The sequence below is a fragment of the Pedobacter alpinus genome (genome assembly GCF_042684645.1).
GTDB classification, from domain to species: domain Bacteria; phylum Bacteroidota; class Bacteroidia; order Sphingobacteriales; family Sphingobacteriaceae; genus Pseudopedobacter; species Pseudopedobacter alpinus.
In genome coordinates this window covers 1-24,957 of the sequence record NZ_JBHULV010000016.1, presented here as the reverse complement: position 1 = coordinate 24,957, position 24,957 = coordinate 1, and the positions used below count along the sequence as shown (strand labels likewise).

General features: G+C 33.4%; 22 protein-coding genes and 1 pseudogene. 6 read left to right on the top strand and 17 right to left on the bottom strand.

The window, feature by feature from the left end:
- Window positions 1-18: 18 nt before the first annotated feature.
- The 3 genes from gnd to ACFSSE_RS05575 form a co-directional block, all read right to left on the bottom strand.
- Window positions 19-1,476, bottom strand: a complete 1,458-nt coding sequence (gene gnd, locus ACFSSE_RS05585; RefSeq protein ID WP_379046734.1) for a decarboxylating NADP(+)-dependent phosphogluconate dehydrogenase — start codon at window positions 1,474-1,476, stop codon at window positions 19-21.
- A 292-nt stretch (window positions 1,477-1,768) separates the two neighbouring features.
- A complete protein-coding gene (locus ACFSSE_RS05580; RefSeq protein ID WP_379046737.1) occupies window positions 1,769-2,182 on the bottom strand; it encodes an organic hydroperoxide resistance protein in 414 nt (137 codons plus the stop codon).
- A 76-nt stretch (window positions 2,183-2,258) separates the two neighbouring features.
- Entirely contained in the window at window positions 2,259-2,795 is a 537-nt protein-coding gene (locus ACFSSE_RS05575) for a YciE/YciF ferroxidase family protein (RefSeq protein WP_379046740.1), read from the bottom strand.
- A 314-nt stretch (window positions 2,796-3,109) separates the two neighbouring features.
- Between ACFSSE_RS05575 and ACFSSE_RS05570 the strand changes: the two genes are divergently transcribed.
- The 5 genes from ACFSSE_RS05570 (at window position 3,110) to ACFSSE_RS05550 (ending at window position 7,044) form a co-directional block, all read left to right on the top strand.
- Window positions 3,110-3,988 carry a cell division protein FtsX gene (locus ACFSSE_RS05570; protein ID WP_379046743.1) on the top strand — a complete coding sequence of 293 codons (879 nt, stop codon included), beginning with the start codon at window positions 3,110-3,112 and terminating at the stop codon, window positions 3,986-3,988.
- A gap of 4 nt (window positions 3,989-3,992) precedes the next feature.
- Window positions 3,993-4,223 carry a DUF3098 domain-containing protein gene (locus tag ACFSSE_RS05565; RefSeq protein WP_379046746.1) on the top strand — a complete coding sequence of 77 codons (231 nt, stop codon included), beginning with the start codon at window positions 3,993-3,995 and terminating at the stop codon, window positions 4,221-4,223.
- Window positions 4,224-5,018: an undecaprenyl-diphosphate phosphatase gene (locus tag ACFSSE_RS05560; RefSeq protein WP_379046748.1), complete on the top strand. Its 795-nt coding sequence runs from the start codon at window positions 4,224-4,226 to the stop codon at window positions 5,016-5,018.
- A 2-nt stretch (window positions 5,019-5,020) separates the two neighbouring features.
- The gene (truB, locus tag ACFSSE_RS05555; RefSeq protein WP_379046751.1) at window positions 5,021-5,749 is read left to right on the top strand and encodes a tRNA pseudouridine(55) synthase TruB; all 729 of its coding nucleotides are present in this window, start codon (window positions 5,021-5,023) and stop codon (window positions 5,747-5,749) included.
- 290 nt (window positions 5,750-6,039) lie between these two features.
- The gene (locus ACFSSE_RS05550; protein WP_379046754.1) at window positions 6,040-7,044 is read left to right on the top strand and encodes a bifunctional riboflavin kinase/FAD synthetase; all 1,005 of its coding nucleotides are present in this window, start codon (window positions 6,040-6,042) and stop codon (window positions 7,042-7,044) included.
- Here ACFSSE_RS05550 and ACFSSE_RS05545 read toward each other — a convergent pair.
- From ACFSSE_RS05545 to ACFSSE_RS05480, 14 genes are all read right to left on the bottom strand, one after another.
- Window positions 7,041-7,925 carry a hypothetical protein gene (locus tag ACFSSE_RS05545; RefSeq protein ID WP_379046757.1) on the bottom strand — a complete coding sequence of 295 codons (885 nt, stop codon included), beginning with the start codon at window positions 7,923-7,925 and terminating at the stop codon, window positions 7,041-7,043. The two genes, ACFSSE_RS05550 and ACFSSE_RS05545, sit on opposite strands and share 4 nt — an antisense overlap.
- Before the next feature lie 37 nt (window positions 7,926-7,962).
- The gene (locus ACFSSE_RS05540) at window positions 7,963-8,580 is read right to left on the bottom strand and encodes a LysE family transporter (RefSeq protein WP_379046760.1); all 618 of its coding nucleotides are present in this window, start codon (window positions 8,578-8,580) and stop codon (window positions 7,963-7,965) included.
- A gap of 93 nt (window positions 8,581-8,673) precedes the next feature.
- Window positions 8,674-9,804 (bottom strand): ATP-binding protein, encoded by a 1,131-nt coding sequence (locus ACFSSE_RS05535; RefSeq protein ID WP_379046763.1) that lies wholly within the window; start codon window positions 9,802-9,804, stop codon window positions 8,674-8,676.
- Window positions 9,805-9,997: 193 nt separating this feature from the next.
- The gene (locus tag ACFSSE_RS05530; protein ID WP_379046766.1) at window positions 9,998-11,245 is read right to left on the bottom strand and encodes a sulfate adenylyltransferase subunit 1; all 1,248 of its coding nucleotides are present in this window, start codon (window positions 11,243-11,245) and stop codon (window positions 9,998-10,000) included.
- The gene (gene cysD / locus ACFSSE_RS05525) at window positions 11,245-12,135 is read right to left on the bottom strand and encodes a sulfate adenylyltransferase subunit CysD (protein WP_379046769.1); all 891 of its coding nucleotides are present in this window, start codon (window positions 12,133-12,135) and stop codon (window positions 11,245-11,247) included. The genes ACFSSE_RS05530 and cysD overlap by 1 nt, the downstream gene beginning before the upstream one ends.
- 218 nt (window positions 12,136-12,353) lie before the next feature.
- On the bottom strand, window positions 12,354-13,076 hold the full coding sequence (locus ACFSSE_RS05520; protein ID WP_379046772.1) for a phosphoadenylyl-sulfate reductase: 723 nt from the start codon (window positions 13,074-13,076) through the stop codon (window positions 12,354-12,356).
- A 3-nt stretch (window positions 13,077-13,079) separates the two neighbouring features.
- The gene (locus ACFSSE_RS05515; RefSeq protein ID WP_379046775.1) at window positions 13,080-13,376 is read right to left on the bottom strand and encodes a HigA family addiction module antitoxin; all 297 of its coding nucleotides are present in this window, start codon (window positions 13,374-13,376) and stop codon (window positions 13,080-13,082) included.
- 10 nt (window positions 13,377-13,386) lie between these two features.
- The gene (locus tag ACFSSE_RS05510) at window positions 13,387-13,671 is read right to left on the bottom strand and encodes a type II toxin-antitoxin system RelE/ParE family toxin (RefSeq protein ID WP_379046778.1); all 285 of its coding nucleotides are present in this window, start codon (window positions 13,669-13,671) and stop codon (window positions 13,387-13,389) included.
- A gap of 82 nt (window positions 13,672-13,753) precedes the next feature.
- Entirely contained in the window at window positions 13,754-15,271 is a 1,518-nt protein-coding gene (locus ACFSSE_RS05505) for a TSUP family transporter (protein ID WP_379046781.1), read from the bottom strand.
- 34 nt (window positions 15,272-15,305) lie between these two features.
- Entirely contained in the window at window positions 15,306-17,405 is a 2,100-nt protein-coding gene (locus ACFSSE_RS05500; protein WP_379046784.1) for a HEPN domain-containing protein, read from the bottom strand.
- A gap of 327 nt (window positions 17,406-17,732) precedes the next feature.
- On the bottom strand, window positions 17,733-18,713 hold the full coding sequence (locus tag ACFSSE_RS05495; protein WP_379046787.1) for an ABC transporter ATP-binding protein: 981 nt from the start codon (window positions 18,711-18,713) through the stop codon (window positions 17,733-17,735).
- A 176-nt stretch (window positions 18,714-18,889) separates the two neighbouring features.
- Entirely contained in the window at window positions 18,890-19,717 is an 828-nt protein-coding gene (locus ACFSSE_RS05490) for an outer membrane beta-barrel protein (RefSeq protein WP_379046790.1), read from the bottom strand.
- A 26-nt stretch (window positions 19,718-19,743) separates the two neighbouring features.
- Window positions 19,744-20,499 carry a hypothetical protein gene (locus ACFSSE_RS05485; protein ID WP_379100782.1) on the bottom strand — a complete coding sequence of 252 codons (756 nt, stop codon included), beginning with the start codon at window positions 20,497-20,499 and terminating at the stop codon, window positions 19,744-19,746.
- Complete coding sequence (locus tag ACFSSE_RS05480) at window positions 20,489-21,061, bottom strand: RNA polymerase sigma factor (RefSeq protein WP_379046795.1); 573 nt, start codon at window positions 21,059-21,061, stop codon at window positions 20,489-20,491. Before ACFSSE_RS05480 ends, ACFSSE_RS05485 begins: the two co-directional genes overlap by 11 nt.
- Window positions 21,062-21,495: 434 nt before the next feature.
- Here ACFSSE_RS05480 and ACFSSE_RS05475 point away from each other — a divergent pair.
- A pseudogene (locus ACFSSE_RS05475) lies at window positions 21,496-24,957 on the top strand (hypothetical protein); the annotation flags it as partial.

Sequence of the window (24,957 nt, the reverse complement as noted above, 5' to 3'; positions counted from 1 at the left end):
TGTTTATGATTTAAATTATTAAACCGAATAAGTAGTAGAAGAAGTATCACCACCTCTACCTGTCCAATTGGTATGGAAAAATTCTCCTCTTGGTTTGTCTATTCTTTCGTAAGTATGAGCTCCAAAATAATCACGTTGTGCTTGTAATAAATTTGCAGGTAAACGCTCTGTTCTGTAGCCATCATAATAATTTAAGCCAGCACTTAAACAAGGAACCGGGATTCCGTTTATTACTGCGTTTGCAACTGCTTGTCTCAAACCATTTTGGCAAGTCTGAATTTTTTCCGCAAAATAAGAATCTAGTAATAAGTTTGTTAAATCGGCATCTTTATCAAAAGCTTCTTTAATATTACCTAAAAATTTAGAACGGATAATACATCCACCTCTCCACATTAAAGCAATGCCGCCGTAATTTAGTTTCCAGCCATATTCTGCTGCAGCAGACTTCATCATTTGGTAACCTTGCGCATAAGAAATAACTTTTGCAGCATATAAAGCATCTCTTAAATGATTGATAAACTCTTTTTTATCACCATTAAAAGATGGGGTAGGGCCGGCAGTTAAAATTTTAGAAGCAAGAACTCTTTCGTCTTTTAATGCAGATAAACATCTTGCAAAAACAGATTCGGTAATTAACGTTAACGGAATACCTAATTCTAAAGCCACTGTACCAGTCCATTTACCAGTACCTTTTTGCATAGCAGTATCTAAAATTTTATCAACTAAAGGTTGTCCGTCGGTATCTTTAAAAGCTAAAATATCTGTAGTTATTTCCACTAAATAACTGTCTAATTCGCCAGTATTCCATTCTTTAAAAACTTCATGCATTTCATCAGCACTCATTCCTAAAACGTCTTTCATTATCTGATAAACTTCGTTTATCAATTGCATATCGCCGTATTCGATACCGTTATGCACCATTTTAACAAAATGACCTGCACCGCCATCGCCAACCCAATCACAGCAAGGCGAACCATCATCAACTTTAGCAGCAATACCTTGAAAAATTGGTTTTACGGCAGGCCAAGCATCTTTAGAACCTCCAGGCATAATTGATGGACCTAATAAAGCTCCTTCTTCGCCGCCAGAAACTCCAGTACCTATAAACAATAAACCCTTACTTTCAACATATTTAACTCTTCGTTCTGTATCGGGGAAATGCGAATTTCCACCATCAATAATAATATCTCCTTTATCTAAAAGTGGAATTAATAAATCTATAAAACTATCAATTGGCTTACCCGCTTTAACCATTAACATTACTTTACGAGGGCTTTTTAAAGAAGACACAAAATCTTCAATGGTAAGTGCGCCATAAATATTTTTGCCTTTGGCTCTTCCTGCCACAAAGTTTTCAACTTTATCTACTGTACGGTTAAAAGCACTTACATGGAAACCTTTGCTTTCCATATTAAGAATTAAGTTTTCGCCCATTACAGCTATGCCTATTACGCCAATATCAGATACTTCTTTCATTATTAATTATTTATTAGATTGATTTAGATTTTTAAACTTCAAACTTTTGTCCTCTGAGAACTAAAATACATAGCCTCATTGATTTTTTTGCCACCTAATAGCAATTGCATTTAGTGAACCAAAGCTAATGATACATTTTTAAAAGACATTAAAATGTGACAATTATTTATGTGTTTAAAGAAAATAACACAAAATAAATTAGAAAGATAATTTTAGATTTTTTACGATAGCGAAGATGTAAAAAGTTTGAACTTAAAAATGGTTCAAGTTCAAACTTTTATAGAGGATGAAATTAAACAGCTTTCACCAAAACATCAATATTTCCTCTTGTTGCTTTAGAGTATGGGCAACCTTTATGGGCGGCATCTGCCATTTTTTGAGCTTTTTCAATTACAACACCTGGAATGTGAACATGAATTTCTGCCGAAAGTTGGTATGAAGTTTCACTTTCTTGGTTAAAACTTACATGTACTTCTGCTGTTGCTTCACTCACATCAACGCCATCTCTTTTTCCGATAGAACCTAATGCGCCTAAATAGCAAATTCCCCAAGCGCCAGCAAATAGTATTTCTGGGTTGGTAAATCCATCCTCGCCACCCATAGCTTTTGGGGCTTTTAAATCTAAATCTAAAACTCCGTCAGATGATTTTATATGACCATCTCTTCCTCCTTTAGCAGTTACAACTGCCGTGTATAACTTTTTCATTTTCAATAATTTTAAATGTAAAAAATCGGGCTATACTCTATAACCCGATTTGTTTTTCATAGAAAGGTAATTCTAATTATTCGTTTACAGCTTCCTCATTTACAAAAGATTCTGCAATTTTAGTTAGTGCAACATCGGTTTCTTTTTCGTTATCTAATGTTTGACTAAGTAATTTCTCAATTTCTGTATGTCCCATGTTCTTTGCGAATACACGTAAAGTACCGTAAGTTGCAATTTCGTAATGTTCTACTTTTTGTGCTGCCAAAATTAAGCCTGCATCTCTAATCATAGTGTCTTTATCAGTATCTTCTATGATAGATTTGCCTTCTTCTAACAAACCTTCCATGGCATCACATTTTTTACCAACTGCTTTCTCTTCTAACAATTCAAAAACTTTTTCTAAAGTTTCAATATGTTGAGCGGTATCTTCAATATGTTTTTCAAATGCTTTAGCTAACTCTTTACTTGTAGCTGCTTTTTGCATTTTTGGTAAAGCTTTGTGTAAATGTTTCTCTGCCCAATAAATGTCTTTAATTTCGTCAACAAAAAATTTGTGAAATTCTGAGTTTTTCATTTCTTCTGTTAATCCTGATGTTTTCTTTTGCGTTGTCATAATGTAAATTTTAAATGGTTAATAATTGTTGTAGTAAAGACAACTAAAATGCCAATTGTGAAATAGAGGCCTAATTAATAGCTTTTTAAGCTAAGTGAAAAATTGTTATCCGTTATTTGTGTAACAATGTTTAATGCCAACATTTTTTTAACCGGTGGTAATTTTTGATATTGAAAAAGTGTGTTAGAAAATAGGCAGTTGTTGTGATAAGTAAAATTTAGAAAGTGAAAGTTTGTTAAAATTTTTCAGTTTAAGCACATTGATGCCTATATTAAAATAAGGTTTGTTATTTTCGCAAAATAAATATCTCATTTATGGAAGAATTTGAAGACAGCAGAGCATCCAAGAAAACAAAAACAATTTATGTTTCTACAGTAATTAGTATTTCTTTAGTACTACTAATGGTAGGTTTATTGGGGCTAATAATTGTACATGGGCGTAAACTTTCTAATTACGTTAAAGAAAACATAGTGCTTAACGTAATTATTAACGAGGGTACAAAAGAAGTTGATATTTTAGCTTTGCAAAAACAAATTGAAGGTAATAACTACGTAAAATCTACCCAATATATAAGTAAAGAAATAGCTGCCCGCAATTTAACAAAAGATTTGGGTGAAGATTTTATCAAATTTTTAGGCTATAATCCGCTACTTTCTTCGATAGATGTTTACATGAAGGCGGATTATGCTAACAATGAAAGCATTGAGGTGTTAAGTAAAGCTTTTCAGAAAAATGAAATGGTTAATGAAGTGCGCTACCAAAAATCTCTGGTAGATATGATTAATCAAAACATACGCACCATTTCTATTGTAATTTTAGGCTTTGGTTTAGTGCTGTTAATTATTGCAGTTGGCTTAATCAACAACACCATACGCTTAGCCATTTATTCGCAACGTTTTTTAATAAAAAGTATGCAATTGGTTGGTGCAACCCGTGGTTTTATACGTAAACCATTTATTAATTATGGCATTTTACATGGCTTTATTGCTGGTTTAATAGCTGTAATTTTATTGGTACTTACCCTTTATTTTGCACAACAACAAATACCAGAGCTGGTTATTTTAACCAACTACTACGAGTTTGGTTTAGTGTTTATAGGCGTTATTGGAGTTGGGATTTTAATCTCGAGTTTGAGCACTTATTTTGCCGTTACCAAATATTTAAAGCTTAAAGTTTACGATTTATACAGATAAAATTATGGCTCAAAACCCAATCAAATCAGATAACACTTCAGTTCATTTTGTTTTTGAAAAACAGAATTACCAATTGATGATTGCAAGTATTGTAATTGTTATTATTGGTTTTATTTTAATGAGTGGCGATACTGATATTTATAGTTTTACAAAAATTGTATTAGCTCCAATTGTAGTACTTGGCGGCTTTGCACTTGGCTTTTACGCTATTCTAAAAAAGAGAGCTAAAAAATAAATGAATGTTTTTGAAGTAATTGTACTGGCCATCATTGAGGGTCTTACAGAATTTTTACCAGTTTCCTCTACTGGCCACATGATTATTGCCTCGTCTTTAATGGGCATACAATCAGATAACTTTGTGAAACTATTTACTGTAGCTATACAATTGGGTACCATACTTTCTGTAGTTGTTTTGTACTTTAAAAGGTTTTTTAGAAGTTTCGATTTTTACTTTAAGCTTTTTGTTGCCTTTATTCCGGCCGTTATTTTTGGATTGCTTTTTAGCGATATGATTGACGAATTAATGGAGAGCCCTTTAACAGTTGGCGTTACTTTATTAGTAGGAGGTGTTATTTTACTGTTTGTAGATAAATGGTTTAAAAATGCTGATATAGATGATGCAGATGAAATATCTTATCCCACGGCATTAAAAATTGGTATTTTCCAATGTTTAGCTATGATTCCAGGGATGTCTCGCTCTGGTGCCAGTATTGTTGGTGGTATGTCGCAAAAATTAACCCGTAAAGCAGCTGCAGAATTTTCTTTCTTTTTAGCTGTACCAACCATGTTTGCTGCAACAGCAAAAAAACTTTACGATTTTTATAAAGATGGACACACCATCAGTTCTGATGAAATTAATTTGTTGTTATTAGGCAATGTAATTGGCTTTGTAGTAGCATTAATTGCAATTAAAAGCTTCATCGGGTTTTTAAGTAAAAACGGTTTTAGAGTTTTCGGAATTTACAGAATTATTGTAGGTGCTATTATTATCGTTTTGATTTTAAGCGGACATAGCTTACAAATTATTTAAGCATGAGCGAAGAAAATAGCGCAAAACAATTTCCAAAATTTAATTTTACAGATGGCGAAGTTTTATTAATAAATAAACCATACAGCTGGACATCTTTTGACGTTGTAGGTAAGTTAAGGAACTCGTTTAAACCGTTAAAGTTAAAAGTTGGTCATGCTGGTACTTTAGACCCATTAGCAACTGGTTTATTAATTCTTTGCACCGGCAAACTTACCAAACAAATAGACACTTTCCAGGCAGAAGAAAAAGAATATACTGGTACTTTTACTTTAGGTGCAACTACTCCATCTTATGATTTAGAAACAGAAGTTGATCAAACCTTTGATACCGCTAATCTTACAGAAGTGGCTATTTTAGCAAATTGCCAACATTTTATTGGCGATTTAGATCAATATCCACCTGCTCACTCTGCAATTAAAGTTGGTGGAGAAAGATTGTATTTAAAAGCGAGAAGAGGCGAAGAAGTAGAACTGAAAACCAGAAGGGTTAGTATCACAGAATTTGAAATAACCAGAATTGAATTACCCGAAGTTGATTTTAGAGTAGTTTGCTCAAAGGGAACATACATCCGTTCTTTAGCTAAAGATTTTGGTGAAAAATTGGGTAACGGGGCTTACTTATCAAAACTAAGAAGAACCAGAAGCGGTAATTTTAGAGTAGAAGATGCTTATGAAGTTATGGAATTGGTGAATCATGTAAGAGAGATTAAGATTGAAGAAGATTTTAGATAATGAGTTAAGATTTTTCGATTTAAATTAGGATTAATTTATGCCGTATTAGTTAAAGTAGAAACAGTAATTACCGTTTAATTCGCCCTTGTCTGGTGCGGAAAAGATGAAGAAGTCAAAGCACTTCCATAAATAGCATCAGGCGCAGGCGAGAGTTTTTTGGTTACTTTTTTGCGGAAAAAAAGTAAATGCCATTGCCCGGCATGAGGGCAGGAAAGCCTGTGCGGTTTTGGGTTTATATCTATGAGTAAAAGATGAATAATCTTCAATTCGCAATTCAATAAATAATATTAATGAAAATCTACCATCATATTAAAGATTTCGAACGTTTAAACCATGCAGTTGTAACCATTGGGACTTTTGACGGTGTGCATTTAGGTCATCAAAAAATTATTAATAAACTGGTAGAAAAGGCCAAAAAAAGTAATGGCGAAAGCGTAATTCTTACTTTTTTCCCTCACCCAAGGATGATTTTAAATCCGGGAAACCAAGAGCTGAAAATGATTAATACCATGGCAGAAAAGGCTCAGTTCTTAGAAGAACTAGGTATAGATCATTTAATTATTACCCCTTTTACTCGAGATTTTTCTAACCAAAGTCCCGAACAATATATTAAAGATGTTTTAATAAATCAGATTGGGATGAAAGAAATAGTGATAGGTTACGATCATCGTTTTGGTAAGGATAGGAGTGGAGGCTTAGCTGAATTGCAACAATACGGTTCTGTTTACGATTACCAAATTGAAGAAATACCAGAACAAGATGTTCGAGATTTTGCTGTTTCATCCACCCGAATAAGAAAAGCTTTAGCACAAGGCGATGTAAGTACAGCTAACGAATTATTAGGAAATCCTTTTGGTTTGTATGGCAAAGTAATTAAAGGCGACCAAATAGGCCGAACTTTAGGTTACCCAACAGCTAACTTATTTATAGAAGAAAGTTATAAATTGATTCCATCTGATGGGATTTATGCCGTTACGGTAGAAATTCAAGAATCAAAAAACAAAAATCAGGAACTACATAATCCTTTTTTGCCTTTTAGGAGTAATAAAAAAGCTGATGTTAAAATCTACAAAGGCATGGCTTACATTGGGCATAGGCCTACCATTAACGGAATGAGCCAGAATATAGAAATCAATATTTTTGATTTTGCAGAGGATATTTATCATCAAAATATAAAAATGAATTTCTTAAAATTTATTCGTCATGATGTTAAGTTTGAAGGTTTGGAGAAATTGACTGAACAGTTGGGGAAGGATAAAGAGAGTACAATCGCTTTTTTTAAAGACAAAAATTAATTTGATCCTTCTGCTGTTATTTCTAAGTTGATGATTGAACGTCTCATTTTATGCCATTCAAATCCATTTATTGATTTATATCTAATAAGTGTGTAAGAGGTTTCATTCTTTTTATATGCTCTTAAGGCAAAGCAGGGTAATTGTTTGAAACTCATTCTATGCCAGTAAACTCTTCCCTTTTCGTAATAATTTTCATTAAGTATACTTACGATCACAAAAAAACCTTGTTTAGGTATTGTAATATTATAGGACGATAAATCAATATAAAACCAAGATTTCTTTTTAGAATTATTCAAGATTAAGCTTTCATTTATTAAGCTTTTTCCAGGAATTCCATTTTTTGTAATCTCACAAATTTCTAGTTTAAAAGGGGATGTTATTCCATTTAATGCATCACTTAGGTTAAGGTTTATTCCATTAACAAATCCTTCTCTATCTCCAGGAATATATGTTGCAAAAGCATCTTCAGTTCGAGGTAAAAATTTGTTTACAGTAAAGGTAACAGGGTTTCCTAATTTAAATCTCTTGACTTTTTTTTCTTTAAATGTGACTTCATTTAATGCGATATGTTTGGGCTGTAGTGTGAAACTAGGAGGGAAAGATTTTTTAAAATCAAAAATAAATAGAGTTGAAGTGTAACCAAGTTTTGAAATTACAATTGAATCTCCTTTTTGAAATTCAAGTATATTTAACGTTATTTCTCCTGTTTTACTGGAAGAGCAACAAACATTTCCATTCACAATTAAAGAAGCAAAGTCAATTGGGTCACCTGAATTTTTATCGATTATTAATATTTTACTAATTTCTTGACCTTTTATTTCATAAGAAGTCAAGAATGTAAAAAGCAAAAATAGTATTCGTAAAACAATGTTTTTCTTCATAGAAATTATTTCCTTTGTTACCTTCCACCTTTTACAATTACTTAAACAAAATCAACCTCACCGTTTGAAAAATTGCCAAACAAAAGAACATAATAGCAATACTTCTATTAATTACTTTATTGCTAAAAGAAAATTTATTTTGAATGTACATGGCAAAACGCCCGAATAGGTAAAGGCAAGCAAAAGAGCCAATAGAAGCACCAATTGCAAAAACTATCAATCCAAATCCTGCTGTTGTAATCCAATTATTAGCAATAAGGTAAGTACCGCCAATGGTCCAAAAAGGGATAATCATGGGGTTAAAAACACCTAAAATAATTCCTGTTCTAATGCTGTCTTTCTTTTTTACATCTTCCATAGGCTTCGCTTCTTTTTTTGATTGGAAGTAGGCTATGGTTCCCATTAAAAGAAAAATGCCAACCATAATCCACTCTAACCAACTTAAAAAGTCTTTTTCGCTAACAAACCACTCTGCAAAGCGCATTAAAATATAAGTAAACAAACCTTCAACCAAAGCAAAAGAAGTTGCGAAAATGGTTGCCTGCTTAATTCCTTTATTAATAGAAATTTGCATAGCTGTTAAGTTGATATTTCCGATAGGAATATAGCCAACAAAATTAACCACAATGGCTACAAAAAAAGTAAGCAAAAGCATGGGTGCAAATATAAATAAATTGAGAAATTTAGGTTATGGAATTAGGCTGAAGAAATTGAGATTGCATGCAATATTATTGGCCTAGTGTTTATCTTATTCATTCAATAAAAATTCTTCAAAATTATCGCTATTTATTACGCTCATATTTTTAGGATGATAACTTTCTATAAATGATTTTGAAAACTTTACTTTGGCTTTTGCATTCCATTTAAACTCGTAAGCATTCATTTCTCCGTTACTTTCTTCCAAATAATCAATTTCTTGTTGTGTATGTGTACGCCAAAAATATTTAAGACAGTATATTTCTTTATAAGCTAAAAGTTTTTGTCTTTCGCTCATTAAAAAGTTTTCCCAAAGCGCACCAATATCATCTCTTAAAGTAACTGCATTAAAATTGTTGATAATAGCATTGCGTAATCCATTATCGTAAAAATAAATCTTCCTGCTTTTCTTTAGTTCGTTTCTTAAATTCCTACTTAAAGCACTTAACCTGAAAATAATAAAAGCTTTCTCTAATAATTGAATATATTTTTCGACTGTTTGGTTATCTAAACCGGCCAGTTGTCCCAACTCGTTATAAGAAACCTCACTACCTACTTGAAATGCTAATGCTTGCAACAGTTTTTCTAACTTTTCTGGCTTAAGTATGCGCTCCCAAATTAGTATATCCTTAAAAAGGTAACTATCTACCAATTGCTTTAATCTTGGAATTTCTTCTCCAGGGTGGTTTATAATTTCTGGGTAATAACCAAAAACCATCCTTTGATGTAGTAATCGCTTTTCATTCAATAATCCGTGGTGATTAACCATTTCCTCAAAAGAAATAGGATACAATTTATACTCCCATTTTCTACCTGTTAAAGGCTCGTTAGTTTTATTTGATAGCTCAAAAGCCGATGAACCAGTAGCAATTACTTTTACATCTTTAATTTGATCAACAATTAATTTTAAGGTTAAGCCAATATCTTCGATTCTTTGAGCTTCATCAATAATTAATGTTTTAGCATTCCCAATTAAAGATTTTAATTTTGTAGATGATGGATTTTTGAGCAGATCTCTAATATCAGACTCATCCCCATTCCACACCATTACAGGCTGTGCAAATGAACTTTCAAGCTGTTCTATTAAAGTGCTTTTTCCCACTTGTCTTGGACCTAAAAGAATAATAGCTTTTCTATCAGATAATCTGTTTATAATTTTAGAATTGATAATACGATTAATCATGTATGAAAGATTTATTTTTCAAATATAAGAAATTTGCGAATGTAATCGTAAAATTAAGCTTAAATTTGCGAATGGAATCGCAAATTTATAAAAAAGGTTTTGGTTTAGCTTTATTAATTCTAAAAACAAACTCATCAAAACAACAAAAGCCCATGATGTTAATCATGGGCTTTTGCTTAAAATGTTAAAATACTTATAAAGCTGCTCTTAGCATTAAAGCACCAACAGTAACATTGGTACGGCTATCAATAATAATTGCACCACCGTTTCTTTTGTTGGTTTCGTAAGGGTCAAAAGCTAGTTCGTCGGCAGTTTTAATTTCTACACGGCCAATATCATTTAATCCAAAGCTATCTGCGTTTACTTTTTCTAAAGTATTGATGTTTACTTTATACAATACTTCTTTTATTTTACAACGAGTTACTTTGCTTTGGTGTTGTATAAAATAAGTAGCGGAAGTATCTAACTCTCGAGTATCCATCCAACAAATATCCGCTTCAATTTCATTTGATACAATTGGAGGGCGTTCAATTTCGCCAACCATATCGCCACGGCTAATGTCAATTTCATCAGCTAAATGTAAAGTGATAGATTTTCCTTCTTCGGCAATGGCATGGTCGCCTTCATAAGTTTCTATTTTAGAAATGGTAGATTTTGTACCTGAAGGATAAACTTTAATGGTTTCGCCAACTTTTAAAGCACCGCTTAAAATTCTGCCTGCATAACCTCTATAATCATGTAATGCATCAGTTTGAGGCCTAACCACCCACTGTACTGCCATACGGGCTGGTAATAAAGTGTCCATTTCACGTACTGGTACAGTTTCTAAATGTTCTAGTAAGTTTTTGCCTTTATACCAATGCATTGCTTCAGAACCATTTACAATATTATCACCACGTAATGCACTTACCGGAATAAAAGTAACTTCTTTCATATTTAGCTTTACGGCTAAATTATGATAATCTGCATGTATTTTATCAAAAACTTCTTCGCTATAATCAACCATGTCCATTTTGTTTACACAAACTACCACATGCTCTAAAGCTAAAAGTGATACTAAGTAAGAATGGCGAATGGTTTGCTCAATAACACCTTTACGGGCATCAATTAAAATAATGGCTAAATCTGCATTTGATGCACCTGTAACCATGTTACGTGTGTACTGAATATGACCTGGAGTATCAGCTATGATGAACTTTCTTTTTTCTGTTTGAAAATATTTATAGGCTACATCAATGGTAATTCCTTGCTCACGTTCTGCTTTTAAACCATCTGTTAAAATGGCTAAATCAACAGTTCCGTCGTCGTTTTTACGGTTACTTTTTTGGATAGCCTCTAACTGATCTGCCAATACAGAACCTGTATCGTACAATAAACGTCCAATTAAAGTGCTTTTTCCATCATCAACACTACCTGCTGTTAAAAATTTTAATATATCCATTAAAAATATCCTCCTTTTTTACGGTCTTCCATGGCTGCTTCAGAAACTTTATCATCCATACGGGCACCTCTTTCACTAATTTTTGACTGACTGATTTCTAAAATAATATCGTCAATCTCTGTTTTTACTGATTCTACAGCTGCGGTACAAGTCATATCGCCAACGGTTCTAAAACGTACGCTTTTAGTATAAACTTTATCGTCAGCATCCATATTTAGAAACTCATGAGCCGCCATCCAAACTCCGTTACGCTCAATTACTTCTCTATCGTGAGAATAATAAATAGAAGGGATTTCAATGTTTTCTCTTTTGATATAGTTCCAAACATCTAACTCTGTCCAGTTACTGATAGGGAAAACCCTTACATTTTCGCCTTTGTTAATTTTACCATTAAAAGTATTCCATAACTCGGGGCGTTGGCGTTTTGGATCCCATTGTCCAAACTCATCCCTCACAGAAAAAATACGTTCTTTAGCTCTTGCTTTTTCCTCGTCTCTTCTAGCACCACCAATACAAGCATCAAATTTATTTTTTTCGATAACTTCTAAAAGAGAAACTGTTTGCAAAGCATTTCTGCTAGCATCTTTACCTTTTTGTTCAATTACTTTTCCGCTATCAATTGCATCTTGTACATGCCCAACAATTAATTTTTCGCCAATCTTTTCTACCAAACGGTCTCTAAATTCAATCACTTCAGGAAAGTTGTGGCCAGTATCTACGTGTACCAAAGGAAAAGGAAATTTACCCGGACGAAAAGCTTTTTCTGCTAAACGTACCAAAGTGATAGAATCTTTACCTCCAGAAAATAATAAAGCAGGTTTTTCAAACTGCCCTGCAACTTCTCTTAAAATTGCGATGGCTTCTGCCTCTAGTTGATCTAAATAATCCATTCTTTTTTTAGTATTGAGTATTGAGATATGAGATATGAGACTTTTTATTGTCGCTAATCTCGTCTCAAAACTTTTTTAATTATTCATTTTATTATTTTAGATATGCGTATTAAGATGTGAGATATGAGACTTTGCAAATCAATATACCAATACCTTAATATTTAATTTTTAAGTTACCAACCAAACTTCGGTCTGCGGACTTAAGAACTTCTGACTTTTTATGGTTTGAAAACCTCTTCATGGCTACCGGTTTCATGTAAGCCACATTCTTTTTTACTGGCCTCTTCCCACCACCAACGGCCGGCTCTAAAATCTTCGCCGGCTTGTACCGCTCTGGTGCATGGTTGGCACCCAATACTTGGGAAACCTTTATCATGTAATGGGTTGTACGGTACATTTTTTTCTTTAACAAAAGCTTTAACATCATCTAAAGAAAAATTGAATATAGGATGCACTTTTACCAGTTGGTGCGCTTCATCCCACTCAACCCAATCCATATCTTCACGGTTTGCAGATTGATCTGCTCTTATGCCGGTAATCCATATTTTATTGCCTAATAAAGCTCTGTTTAAAGGTTCAACTTTACGTATTCCGCAACATTCTTTTCTGTTTTCAACAGATTCATAGAAACTACTTGGACCTTTTTTGGTTACCATAGCTTCTAATTTTTCTTTATCAGGATAAAAAGCATGAATCTCTTTTCCGTACTTTTCTAAAGTGCGGTTCCAAGTATAATATGTTTCTGTAAATAACCTACCTGTTTCTAAAGTAAATACTTTTATAGGTAAGTTTTGAGAAAAAATCATATCAGAGATTACTTGATCTTCCCAACCAAAACTGGTTGAAAAAATAATTTCTCCTTCAAATTTATGAGCCAAATAAGCTAAAACCTCTTGTGGACTTAGTGATTTAATGGCTTGTTTAATTTCTTCTATATTCATTATTTAAGCTAAATCATAGTATTTTATTTTTGGCGGATTTTTCAAAAAGCTTTTTTTTGCAATAAACAAATCAAAAGTTGATTGTAATCTAAGCCAAAACCTTGCAGAACCACCAAATACTGTTTCAATTCTGATAGCAATATTTGGAGTTATGGCTGCCTTTCCATTTAATATATTTGATAGCGTTGGTCTGGTTACAGCAAGTAGCTCTGAAGCTTTACTAATTGTTAAACTTCTACCATCAATAATTTCAAGTTTCAAAATCTCACCTGGATGAGTCAGTTCCATCATTCTATCCATTTTCTTAATTTTAATGAGTATCTAAATAATCTAAATCGTAAGCGTTTTTACTTTCAAATCTAAATATAATGCGATAATTTGCTGTTACATCTAAACTCCAGTATCCTTGTAAATTTCCCTTTAGCGGATGTGGTCTAAAAGAAACTAAGTGTAAAAGATCTTCTGGCACTTCTTCCAAATCATCTAAAATTTGAAGAATGATTTTAATTTTCTTCAATTGAAGTGCGGGCAATTTACTTGGATTATTCTTTTCCCAAAGTAATTTTAACGACTTACTTTTAAACGATTTAATCATTGTATTTGTAAAGTGTAAATATACGCTTTACGAAAATATATTTTAAAATTTAAACTCATTTAATTTAAAACTTTCATTTTTATTAGAAAGCCATCAAAAATTTAATAATAGACCTTATACTTACAGCAATTACAATAATTCCAACAGATACCATAATTGTTTTTGCAGATATCCGATTAGAAACTTTTGCTGCAATTGGAGATGCAATTGCGCTCCCTATTACTAAGCCCGCAACAGCGTACCATTGTAATCCGTTTAACATGGTTACAAAAGTTAAAGAACTCATTAAGGCAATAAAAAACCTGCTTAATTTTACTGTGCCTAAAGAATAACGAGCATTTCTGCCGCCAGCAATTAAAGATGATAATACGATTGAACCCCAACCACCACCACCAACAGCATCAATAAAGCCACCAAAAAAACCTAATGGTTTTATGTTGGTTATTTTTTTAGTTGCTTTTACTTTTTTCTTATTTATAATGATTGCTTTTCTAAGAATAACGATTCCTAATATTAAGGTATAAAGAGAAATAAGCGGTTTTGTGTAATGACTGTAGTGTTCTAAAGATGAAAGAATATAAGCACCTGTTACTGCACCAATAATACCAGGAATTACCAAAAGTTTAAATAACTTTTTATTTACATTTCCCATTTTAAAGTGCATCCAACCGGCAATACCATTACTCAAAATTTCCGAAATATGAACAGCCATACTTGCGGATGCTGGCGGTATGCCCATGGATAGAGAAAAAGTAGTAGAAGTTACGCCATAACTCATTCCAATTGCACCATCAATCATTGCAAAAATAAATCCGGCAGCTAAAAACCAATAAAACGTTGGATTTATAGTTTCTACATATTCTCTAAAAGCTGGTTCTTGCTGCCAAATAACATAAAAAATTACTGCAGTAAAAACTAAAACAGTACTCCAAATAAGCCAACTTAAAGCTTTTGCTGATATTGCAGGTTCTTTTTGTTTTTCGTTTACCAAACTTGCTGTAGCCTGATTGAGCACTTTTATTTTGTTAGCAAAATCGCCGGTAAGGGTTTCTCTAAGTTTGTTAATTTGATCTAAAGTATCGTTGATTTCTTCTGGGATACCTTCGTTTAAAACTTCTTTAATTCTTTTTGCTACCGTTGGCGATTTTCCATTAGTAGAAATAGCAATTTTTAGATTTCCTTTTTTTACAATAGAACCTAAATAGAAATCACATAAATCTGGAGTATCTGCAACGTTTACTAAAATGCCTTTTGCTTTTGCTAATGTTCTAATGTAATGGTGCAGTTCTTTATTGTCAGTAGCTAAAATTACCAATTCGGCTCCATCTAAATCTTTGTCTTCAAACCTACGTTCGATGATGTTAACTGCTGGATATTGATTAACTAAGGTTTTAACTTCATCTAAAAAACGATCGGCAACGATGGTTATTTTTGCTTGCGGACTATTAACTAACATGGCACTCAGTTTTTCTAAACCTACGTTGCCACCTCCAACCAGAAGGGTTTGAAAGTTTTGAAGTTTTAAGAAAATGGGAAACAATTCGTTCCCATTATCAACTTCTTTGTTAAGTAAATCTGTTTTATCTTTAAACAAGTCCATTCTTAAGCTTGGTGCTAAATAATATGATGAAAAATTATTTAACCAATTCAGGGTTTTCCCTATAATTTTTAACTTTATTTAAGAAGTCATTTGCTTGCGCTAAGTAAGCGGTAGCAAATTTCTCTGAAGGTTCGTTTTTATTAATTTGCAACACCAATTCGTTAAAGCTATTGATATTAAAATCTGCAGCATAATTTTCATCAAAGGCATTAATAACACCAGTTTGGGTACTTTGGTTAATGCCTTTATCTAACAATAAAGCTTTTGCACCACTTACCATTGTATTGTATGCATGGTAAATAGCATCTGCATAAGCTTTATTTTCAAAAGCTTCTGCAGCCCAACTAAATTTCTCGTCAGCTTCGTAAACCAAAGTAGCTACCAAATCTATTACTACACCAGCACATTCTCCAACTCCAATAGCGGTTTGGAAAGTTTCTTCATGTCCCCAATCTATAAATTCGCTATCAACAAGGGTTGATTGATCTGCAATTGGTTTTAGTAATTGATAAAAATAATCCTTCCCTAAATCGTCGTAATAAGCATGAAAAGTTGGATAATCCGCACCTTTAATTCTATAATCATCTAAAATTGCTCTTAAAACATGAGTTGCTCTTTTAGATGGTACTTTTACTACTTTATCTGCTGCTCTGCCAACTCCGTTGCCAACAATACCACCACCTAATAAAACTTGTACTGCGGGCATTACTTTACCTGCAACTTTCATAGAGCTACCATGAAAACCAATGTGCGCCAAACCATGTTGGCCGCAACTGTTCATACAGCCGCTTATTTTTATTTTAATTTCTTTATTTTCTACAAAATCTGCATATTCGTCGTAAACCAATTGCTCTAAAACCCTAGATAATTCCATAGAGTTTGAGATTCCTAAATTACAAGTATCTGTACCAGGGCAAGTAGTTACATCTGCTAAGCTATCAAAACCTGGTGCTGCTAAATCTAATTCATCTAAAGCCAAAAACAAATTTGTTAAAGCTTCTGGTTTAACAAATTTTAAAAGCAAACCTTGGTTAATGGTTACTCTAATTTCATCGGCCACTAAATCTTTTATGGCTGCAATAAATTTACGAGCTTGGTCTGTTGGAATATCGCCAGTTTTCACTTTAACATAAACACCATAATAACCTTCTTGCTTTTGCTCAAAAGTATTGGTGTTTAACCATAATTGATAACCTAATTGTTTGTCAGCAGGGATTTGAGCAGGAGTGATTTTAGCGGTTGGTAATTGCGGTAACTCAATAGCATTTCTATCAATTTTAAAGGTTTTAACCTTGTTTGCTATTTGTTCTTCTTCTATTAAACGTACAAGCTCATCAATGCCTAATTTGTTTACTAAAAATTTTAAACGGGCTTTATTTCTGTTAGTTCTTTCACCGTGACGGTCAAAAACACGCAACATTGCCTCCCCGTAAGGGATAATTAAATCTTCGTGTAAAAACTCATGTACCACATGTGCTAAAGATGGTTGTGCACCTAAACCACCGCCTAAAACTACTTTAAAACCTCTAATTTCTTCTCCGTTTTCTTGTTTTACTTTTGGGATAAAACCTAAATCGTGTATAAAAGAAAAAGCAGAGTCTGCTTCGCTAGATGAAAATGCAAATTTTATTTTACGACCCATTTCTTGGCAAATAGGGTTACGCAAAAAATATTTAAAATAAGCATGAGCGTAAGGTGAAACATCAAAAGGTTCATCTTTTTCTATACCAGCACTTGGTGATGCGGTAACGTTTCTTACTGTATTTCCGCAAGCTTCGCGTAATGTAATATCATCTTGCTCTAATTTAGACCATAATTCTGGAGTACGATCTAAACTTACATAGTGTATCTGAATATCTTGGCGAGTAGTTAGGTGCAAATTGGAAGATGCGTATTCATCAGAAACATCGGCTATTTTTAAAATTTGCTTAAATGTAACTTTACCAAAAGGCAATTTAATACGAATCATTTGTACACCGGGTTGGCGCTGCCCGTAAATTCCTCTGGCTAAACGTAAACTTCTAAATTTCTCGTCGTGAATTTTACCTTCCTGAAAAGCTTTGATTTTCTTTTCAAGATCTATAATATCTTTTTCTACAATTGGATTTTCTAATTCCGTTCTAAAACTTTGCATAATTTTCTTTAAAAAAAACCTCTTCCTGAATAACAGAAGAGGCTTAATTAACACACTAAAAAAAGTATTTAATATCCTCCCAATCTCCCTACCTCACATCTGTTTAAAACAGTATTCTTTTGAAATAAGTTTTCGTTTAAAACTATTAACTATGATGCAAATATATAAAATATATAGATTTAGTAGACTTTATTTTTTATTTTATCTAAAATCGATGACTGATAGTGTTTAAAATAAATTTTTGAGGTAAAAATCAAATCGTTAAGAATTATTTCAGAAAAATTGCAATGATTTTTTAGAAAAATAAAGTTGTTAGAAAATGAATATTTAATGTTCTAATTCTTGATAATAAAGTATATCAAAAAATACTAATTCGCCATTGGTAAATGGGATAAATTGAGGATCGTGAACTAACAAAATTTTACTTTCAACAATTAATTCCACTTCTTGGTAAGCACCACAAAAATGGGTTGATTTAATGATACCATTTGCCATCCCATTTTCATAAGATAAATTGATTTGATGTGGGTAAACAGCAAAATCGGTATCTGTTTTGGGTAAAAAGCTAAAGTTTTTTAACAAATTAGCTTTGCCAATTAGGTTGGCAACATAAGCTTTTTGCGGGTTCAAATATATTTCTCTGGGGTGCCCTTGGCGGATGATTTTGCCGTCTTTTACTATTAACAACTGGTCCGAAAGTGCTAAACCATCAGTAGGATCGTGAGAAACCATGATGATGGTAATTTTTAAAAACTTAGAAAGTCTCTCAATATCATCTCTCAATTGGCGTTTTAAAATACTATCAATCTGGCTAAAAGGTTCATCTAACAGCAGCACTTTAGGTTCTGTTATTACGGCTCTGGCAATGGCAACTCTTTGTTGTTCGCCACCGCTTAATTCAATAATTTTTTTCTCTGCTAAATGGTCAATTCTTAAAAACTCCATAGTTTGTAAGGTAAGTTGACTTTTAGCTTGTAAATCTGAATTAGAAAGCTGTGAAGCTATATTATCAAAAACTTTGGCATAAAGATTTAAAGTAACTTCTTGGGTTACCATCTTCATTTCGTCATGCCCGGGGATTAATTTTTCTGATGGTCCCTTTATTTTAACACCGTTAAAAAGTACTTCGCCCTGTTGGGGTACTAAATAACCATAAATTAATTTTAAGAGGGTGGTTTTGCCACAGCCACTTTCGCCTAAAATGGTGATAATTTCACCTTGTTTGATATTCAAATTAACGTCAGAAACGCCTGAAGGAATACCTTCTAAAAAATTTTTACTTACATTTTTTAGCTGAATAAGCGACATTTTTAATTGTTTTTTTTGTGGGGGAGTAAAGATAAAAAAAAATGGATGTATGTACTTATGATTTTGAAATGTTTTGGTTTACAGGAATTGGAAGGTTAAATTATTCTTTTGATTTTTTACATAAAAAAGCCTCAAGCTTAATACAGCTTAAGGCTTAAACTAAAAGTAATTATCTTTTAGAAACCGAAGGTTAAACCAAAGTTTAAGTTTTTATAATCTGCAGGGCCTTGGTTATTTGCAAAAACATCATTCATATAATATTTGAAAAATAAACCTGCACCACCATAACCAATTCTAACATTAGCTCCATATCGGAAAGGCTCAAAATTGTAGTCATCGTCACTAAATTTTTGTTTGCCATTTTCATCGCTTACTTGTTTTACCTTTCCGTTCAACAAAAAACCAACCTCAGGGCCAAATACTATCGAAGCTCTTTTACCTTTATCATTTTTTGGAGTGCGGTATTCAAAGTATAATGGCACTCTTATGTAGCGGCTAGAGAATCTGTTTTTGTCGTAATTAATACCATCATCAGGTTTGTTTACAATATCTAAAACTAGATTTTCTGGTTGTATGGTTACATTTTGTGTCAAACGCATGTGGTTCCAGTCTAAGCCTGCAGCAAGCATAACTTTAACGTTAGGGGTAAATCTTACTCCCATTTGCACTAAATCAAAACCTACATTAATTGTTTTCCATGGTTTTGTATCTAAATAATCATAACCTGCTGGTGTGCTAAAATCTGAACCAGTATGGTATTTACTTAAACCAATATCAAAATGTTCAAATGTTAAACCAAAACTCAATTTTGGATATTTTACTGGTTTTACAATTTTTTTAGTGGTAGAGTCTGCATTTCCTACAGTGATTTTCACCTCTCCATCTCCAATTTTAATGGATGTTTTAGAGTTTTTTTTGATAGTAACCGTACTATCTTGTTCTGTTTGTGCTTGTGTATAGCCAGTTACAAAAACTGCTAATGCTATAAAATATATTTTTTTCATGTTTTTTCTTTTTAACTAATGTGTATTTACTCTGCTTTTATAAACCTAAAAAGTCCTAAATTAATCCCGGTAATTTCATTATCGCTTTCCTCAGTTTTACTTACTCTTATAATTTTTTCATCTCGCTTATCAACCTTTGCTACTACAAAATTTACTACATCGCCAACGGTTGGTATTTTAATTTTTCTATTAGTATTAGTTGCATTTTCTATATTGTTTACAGACGCAATACTTTGTGCAGTTAAAATTGGACGATTAATGGTTTCTATATTTTTTTCATCCTCTATTATTTGTTCTGTAACAGATTTAGCTCTTAAGGGTTTTATTGTATTTGTTTCTGCTATTAAGACGTTGCTTTCTGGTGCAATGGTTGCATCAACCGCAATATTTTCTTGGTTTTCTGTTATTTCTTGGTTACTAGTATTGTTGTTAACCGAAGCAACTTGTTTTGTAGCAACTTTTTCAGGATTAACCAAAACATCATCAGTAACTGTTAAATCTTCAGTTGCTGTTGTAGGTGTTGGTTGTTCTTTAGCTAAATCAGCCATCATTTTATTTTTGTTTGTTGTTAGCTTTATTAGTTCTGTAGGTTTTATGTATAAACCCACACCAATTCCTAAAACAACAATAACACTGGCAGCAGCCATCCAAAAAATCGGAAACTTTTTTGTTCCTTTTTTATCTAACTCTTTGGTTATTTTGCTCCAGCTATCAGCAGCTGGCGCTATTTCTAAATCTTCAAAAGAAGATTTGAAAATCTGGTCAAAATCTTTATCCAACATTGGCTTCATTTTTATATCCCTCCAATTTTAAAACTTGTTCTCTCAATATGGCTCTAGCTCTTGATAGTTGCGATTTACTAGCTCCTTCTGTAATGCCTAATTCTTCTGCAATTTCTTTATGCGAATATCCTTCTATTGCATACATGTTAAATACCAAACGGTAACCGTTACTCAAATTTTGTATCAATCGCATTAAATCTTTAACGTTAATACTGCTCATATCAAAACTAGTGCTAGCTTGTTGTTCATGTGTTTCATCAATATCAACAACATTTAAACTACGTAAATTTTTACGATAAAACTCAATAGAAGTGTTTACCATTATACGGCGCATCCATCCTTCAAAAGAGCCTTCTCCTCGGTAATCAGCTAGTTTTTTAAAAACTTTTACAAAACCAGTTTGCATCATATCTTCAGCTTCAAAGTGGTCTTTCGCATACCTCATACAAATACCTAACATTTTACCCGATGTTGTTTTATACAATAGTTCTTGGCTATGCCTGTTACCTTCTTGGCATCCTTTTACTAAATCATTTAAAGTGTATTTGTGTTCCAAATTCATATAAAGTTCTATATGCAAGATGATGTATTTTTAGAAAAGGTTGCATACAATTTTATTTTTTTTTCTGTTGAGGCAATTTTTATGTTTTTTTTACGGAGTTAACCGTAGTAATTATTTTTATATGAGTATCGTAGATATTGCAAACTTGAGTTTTTTATTTTTAAATAATTAAATATCAGTTACTTGATTTTTATTTTAAGCTTGATTTTTCTATAAATACAAAATTTATTTTGAGATACATTTAGTGTAACTACATTTAAATTTTTGCGTATAAGATCAAGTACACACCTCAGGATAATTTTTATTAAATGCACAATCAAACAACAAGAAACTCTTTTTTCTTTAAATTGATTTTATGTGCGCTGTTTTTTTTAAATAAACATTTAAAGCAGTCACTTTTTTTGATTGTATTTAGCGTTTTATCATTTAATCAGATGGTAAATGCACAGGTTTGTGGTACATCTGGTTTAGATGGGCCTCAAAATGCAGTACCTCCTGTAAATACTTATTTCCCTTTAGCAGCAAATGCATCTTTACCAGCAGGTAGTAAAAGTATTACGCTTTTAGGTGTACCGCCTAATGATCCAAATTATAATTTAAGTTATGGTATTACACCTATTAAATCTGGCGATTTAATCCTAATCATTCAGATGCAAGATGCTACTGCTAATTTTACAAATAGTAACTTATATGGTAGTGGTAATGTAACTAACGGTCCCGATGGTTTAGGCGGTACTGGATATACAGGTTTAGGAAATTCGGGAAAATTTGAATATGTGGTAGCAACAACTGATGTTCCGTTAACAGGTGGTTTACTTGAATTTAGAGGCGCTGGTGCAGGAAGTGGAGCTGTAAATACTTATACTAATTCTAATTTTACAGCAACAAGAGGCCAACGACGGTTTCAGGTAGTAAGGGTGCCGCAATATTCAAACTTGATATTAAATTCTAATATTGTTACCCCGCCATATAACGGAAGTGTTGGTGGAATTATCGCTTTTGATGTTGCAGGGACTATGCAATTTAATGGTTTTGTGGTTGATGCATCCCAAAGAGGATTTAGAGGCGGGTATGGGCCGGTTGCTGGTTCTGGTGCAAATACAAGTGCAAATTACGCAGTGCTTTCTTCTTCAACACGCTCTGTTGGTAAAGGGGAGGGAATTGTGGGAACCCCCAGATATATGTGGGACGGATTTAATCAGGTGGATAATGTGGATGAGGGATTACCTAATGGGTCTTATGGTCGTGGTGCGCCAGGTAACGCCGGAGGTGCAGGAAATGATCATAATGCTGGTGGTGGGGGTGGTGGAAATGCAGGTTTTGGCGGAGTTGGTGGAAGAGGCTGGCAAGGAGGAGGAGGTAATTTAAATCCCTTAACAGGTGGAGGCAGACCAGGTAGTTCAGTTCCTTTAGATTATTCTCGCTTAATTATGGGTGGTGGTGGAGGTGGTGGTGATGCTAACAACGCCACTTCAGGAGTAAAAGGAGGGGTGGGAGGTGGGATTATCTTAATAAATGTCGAAAAAATTGATGGAGCTGGTGTTATCAGATCTAATGGAGGGATTGGTGAGCCAGGAGCATTTGGTTCGGCACCCGACGGAGCTGGCGGTGGTGGAGCAGGAGGAAGTGTTTTTGTAAGGTCTTTATCACCAAGTCCAACTGCAAATTTAACCATACAAGCTATTGGCGGTAATGGGGGAAATACTAAAAATGATAATAATGATGAGCATGGGCCAGGTGGTGGCGGTGGTGGTGGCTTAATATTAACACAGTTGCCAAGTGCTACCATTAATACAAATGTTAATAGAGGATTAGCGGGTAAAACCAATGACGGCGCAGGAATAGATCATGGTGCTACTAATGGTGTTAATGGAAGTGTAGTAGCGTTTACAACAGCTAACTTACCAATCCATTTGCAAGGAGGTGGTTCCATTTGTTATCCTATTTTAACTACAACGTTAACAGAAATTAATGCAGGAGCTGCGGGAATTAGAAATCCGGGAACTACAGCTACCTATAAATTGAAAGTGGAGAACGCCTTAGGCGGAGGTAATGCAGGAGGTGTGCATATAGATTTTCAATTACCATTCGGATTTAGCTTAAACACCGTAAGTGTAGTTTTATCTGGTGATGCAGCCGGACCTACTTCGCCAACATTTACGGTAGGAGCCTCGGGAAAAATTACTTTTAATACGTATAATATATCACCCGGAGATCATGTAGAATTTACAATTTCAGTAAATATTGTTAATGATATTCCAAGTGGGATTTATCATGCAAGTGCACAAACTACACATCTGGATCCAACCAGAACCAGTATAGATCCTTTAAGGAAAATTACAGCAAATGACAATTCATTTAGCGGGACAAATACTACTTATGAAACAGGTGGAATTACCAATGTACCAGGTTTTAATTATAATGGTGATTTAAACACGGCAATTGTAGAAGATGTTTACATTAATGCCCCTCCAATTGCATCAGATTGTAATGCGGTAATCAATGGAGATTTTGCCATAGCTGCTGATGGAGAGTATGGTGCTCCTAATTATTTAGGAAGCTGGAAAGTTTCAAATGCAGGAGATAAAGTTAAAATTGTCCCTAGTATTTCGGATAATGCCAATAAAGTTGCATTTATTAAAGACGGTTTCTCTTTACAACAAACTATCTTATCAATAAAACCTGCAACAAATTATTCGTTAAGATTTAGCTATGTAAAGAATAATATTTGTGGTAATAATAATTCCGCATCAAAAATTAAAGTAGAGGTTTTAGATGCCAATAATTTGACGGTTTTAGCTAATCAAAACTTGGATAATGCAGATGCTTCACCAATAAATGCTAATATAAATTTCACTACTGTCGTTGGTACTTCAAGCATTATCATCAAAATTTCTGATGATAATTCTCCAAATAACTCTTGCGCTGTTTTAGTTGATGATATCATCATCACTTCACCTTTGGATTTTGAAATTCAGAAAACCAATGTAAGTTGTTTCGGTGCTTCTGATGGTAGTTTTAGCGTAGTAGAATTATCAGGAGGTGCGGCACCTTACGCTATTTCTTATTCTTCTGATAACGGTGTGACTTATTCTGTCTCAACTGATTCAGGTATTATTCCACAAACTAGTGGTTTTTATACCATTACAGGTTTACCTGCTGGAACATATAAAGTAAAGATTTTAGACCAAAATGGCTGTGGTGATCCTGCAAAAGAAATAACCATTAATGAGCCAGATGTTTTAACACTAGCAGGAACAAATACTGCGATATTATGTGATTCGGGCACATCAACAGTAACGTTAAACACTACTGGAGGTACAGCTCCATTTCAGTATTCCATTGATAACGGCACTACTTTTCAAACTCAAAATACTTTTCCAAACCTCATTGCTGGGTCGTATACTTTTTTAGTTAAAGATGCAAATAATTGTACGGATGATTTTGCAATTTCTTTTACACAACCTACTTTAATCACCTTAGCCGCTACACCTGACCCTATTCAATGTTTTGGAGAAACAACAACTGTTAATTTAACTGCAAGTGGAGGTACAGGTGCTTACCAGTACAGTTTGGATGGTATTACTTTTCAGGCTGCAAACAGTTTTGATAACTTAATAGCTGGTGATTATAATTTTATTGTTAAAGATGCTAACGGATGTTTAAAATCTTCAGCACTTACCGTATCCGAACCTGACTCATTAATCATTAGCGTAAACAATACTCCAATATTATGTAACGGTGAAACTTCAATAGTAACATTGACAAGCGCCGGCGGAACAGGAATAAAACAATTCAGTTTAGACGGAGTAACATATCAAGCGAACAACACATTTGCAAACCTAACAGCAGGCAATTACACTTTCACTGTAAAAGACGAAAACAACTGCATCAAA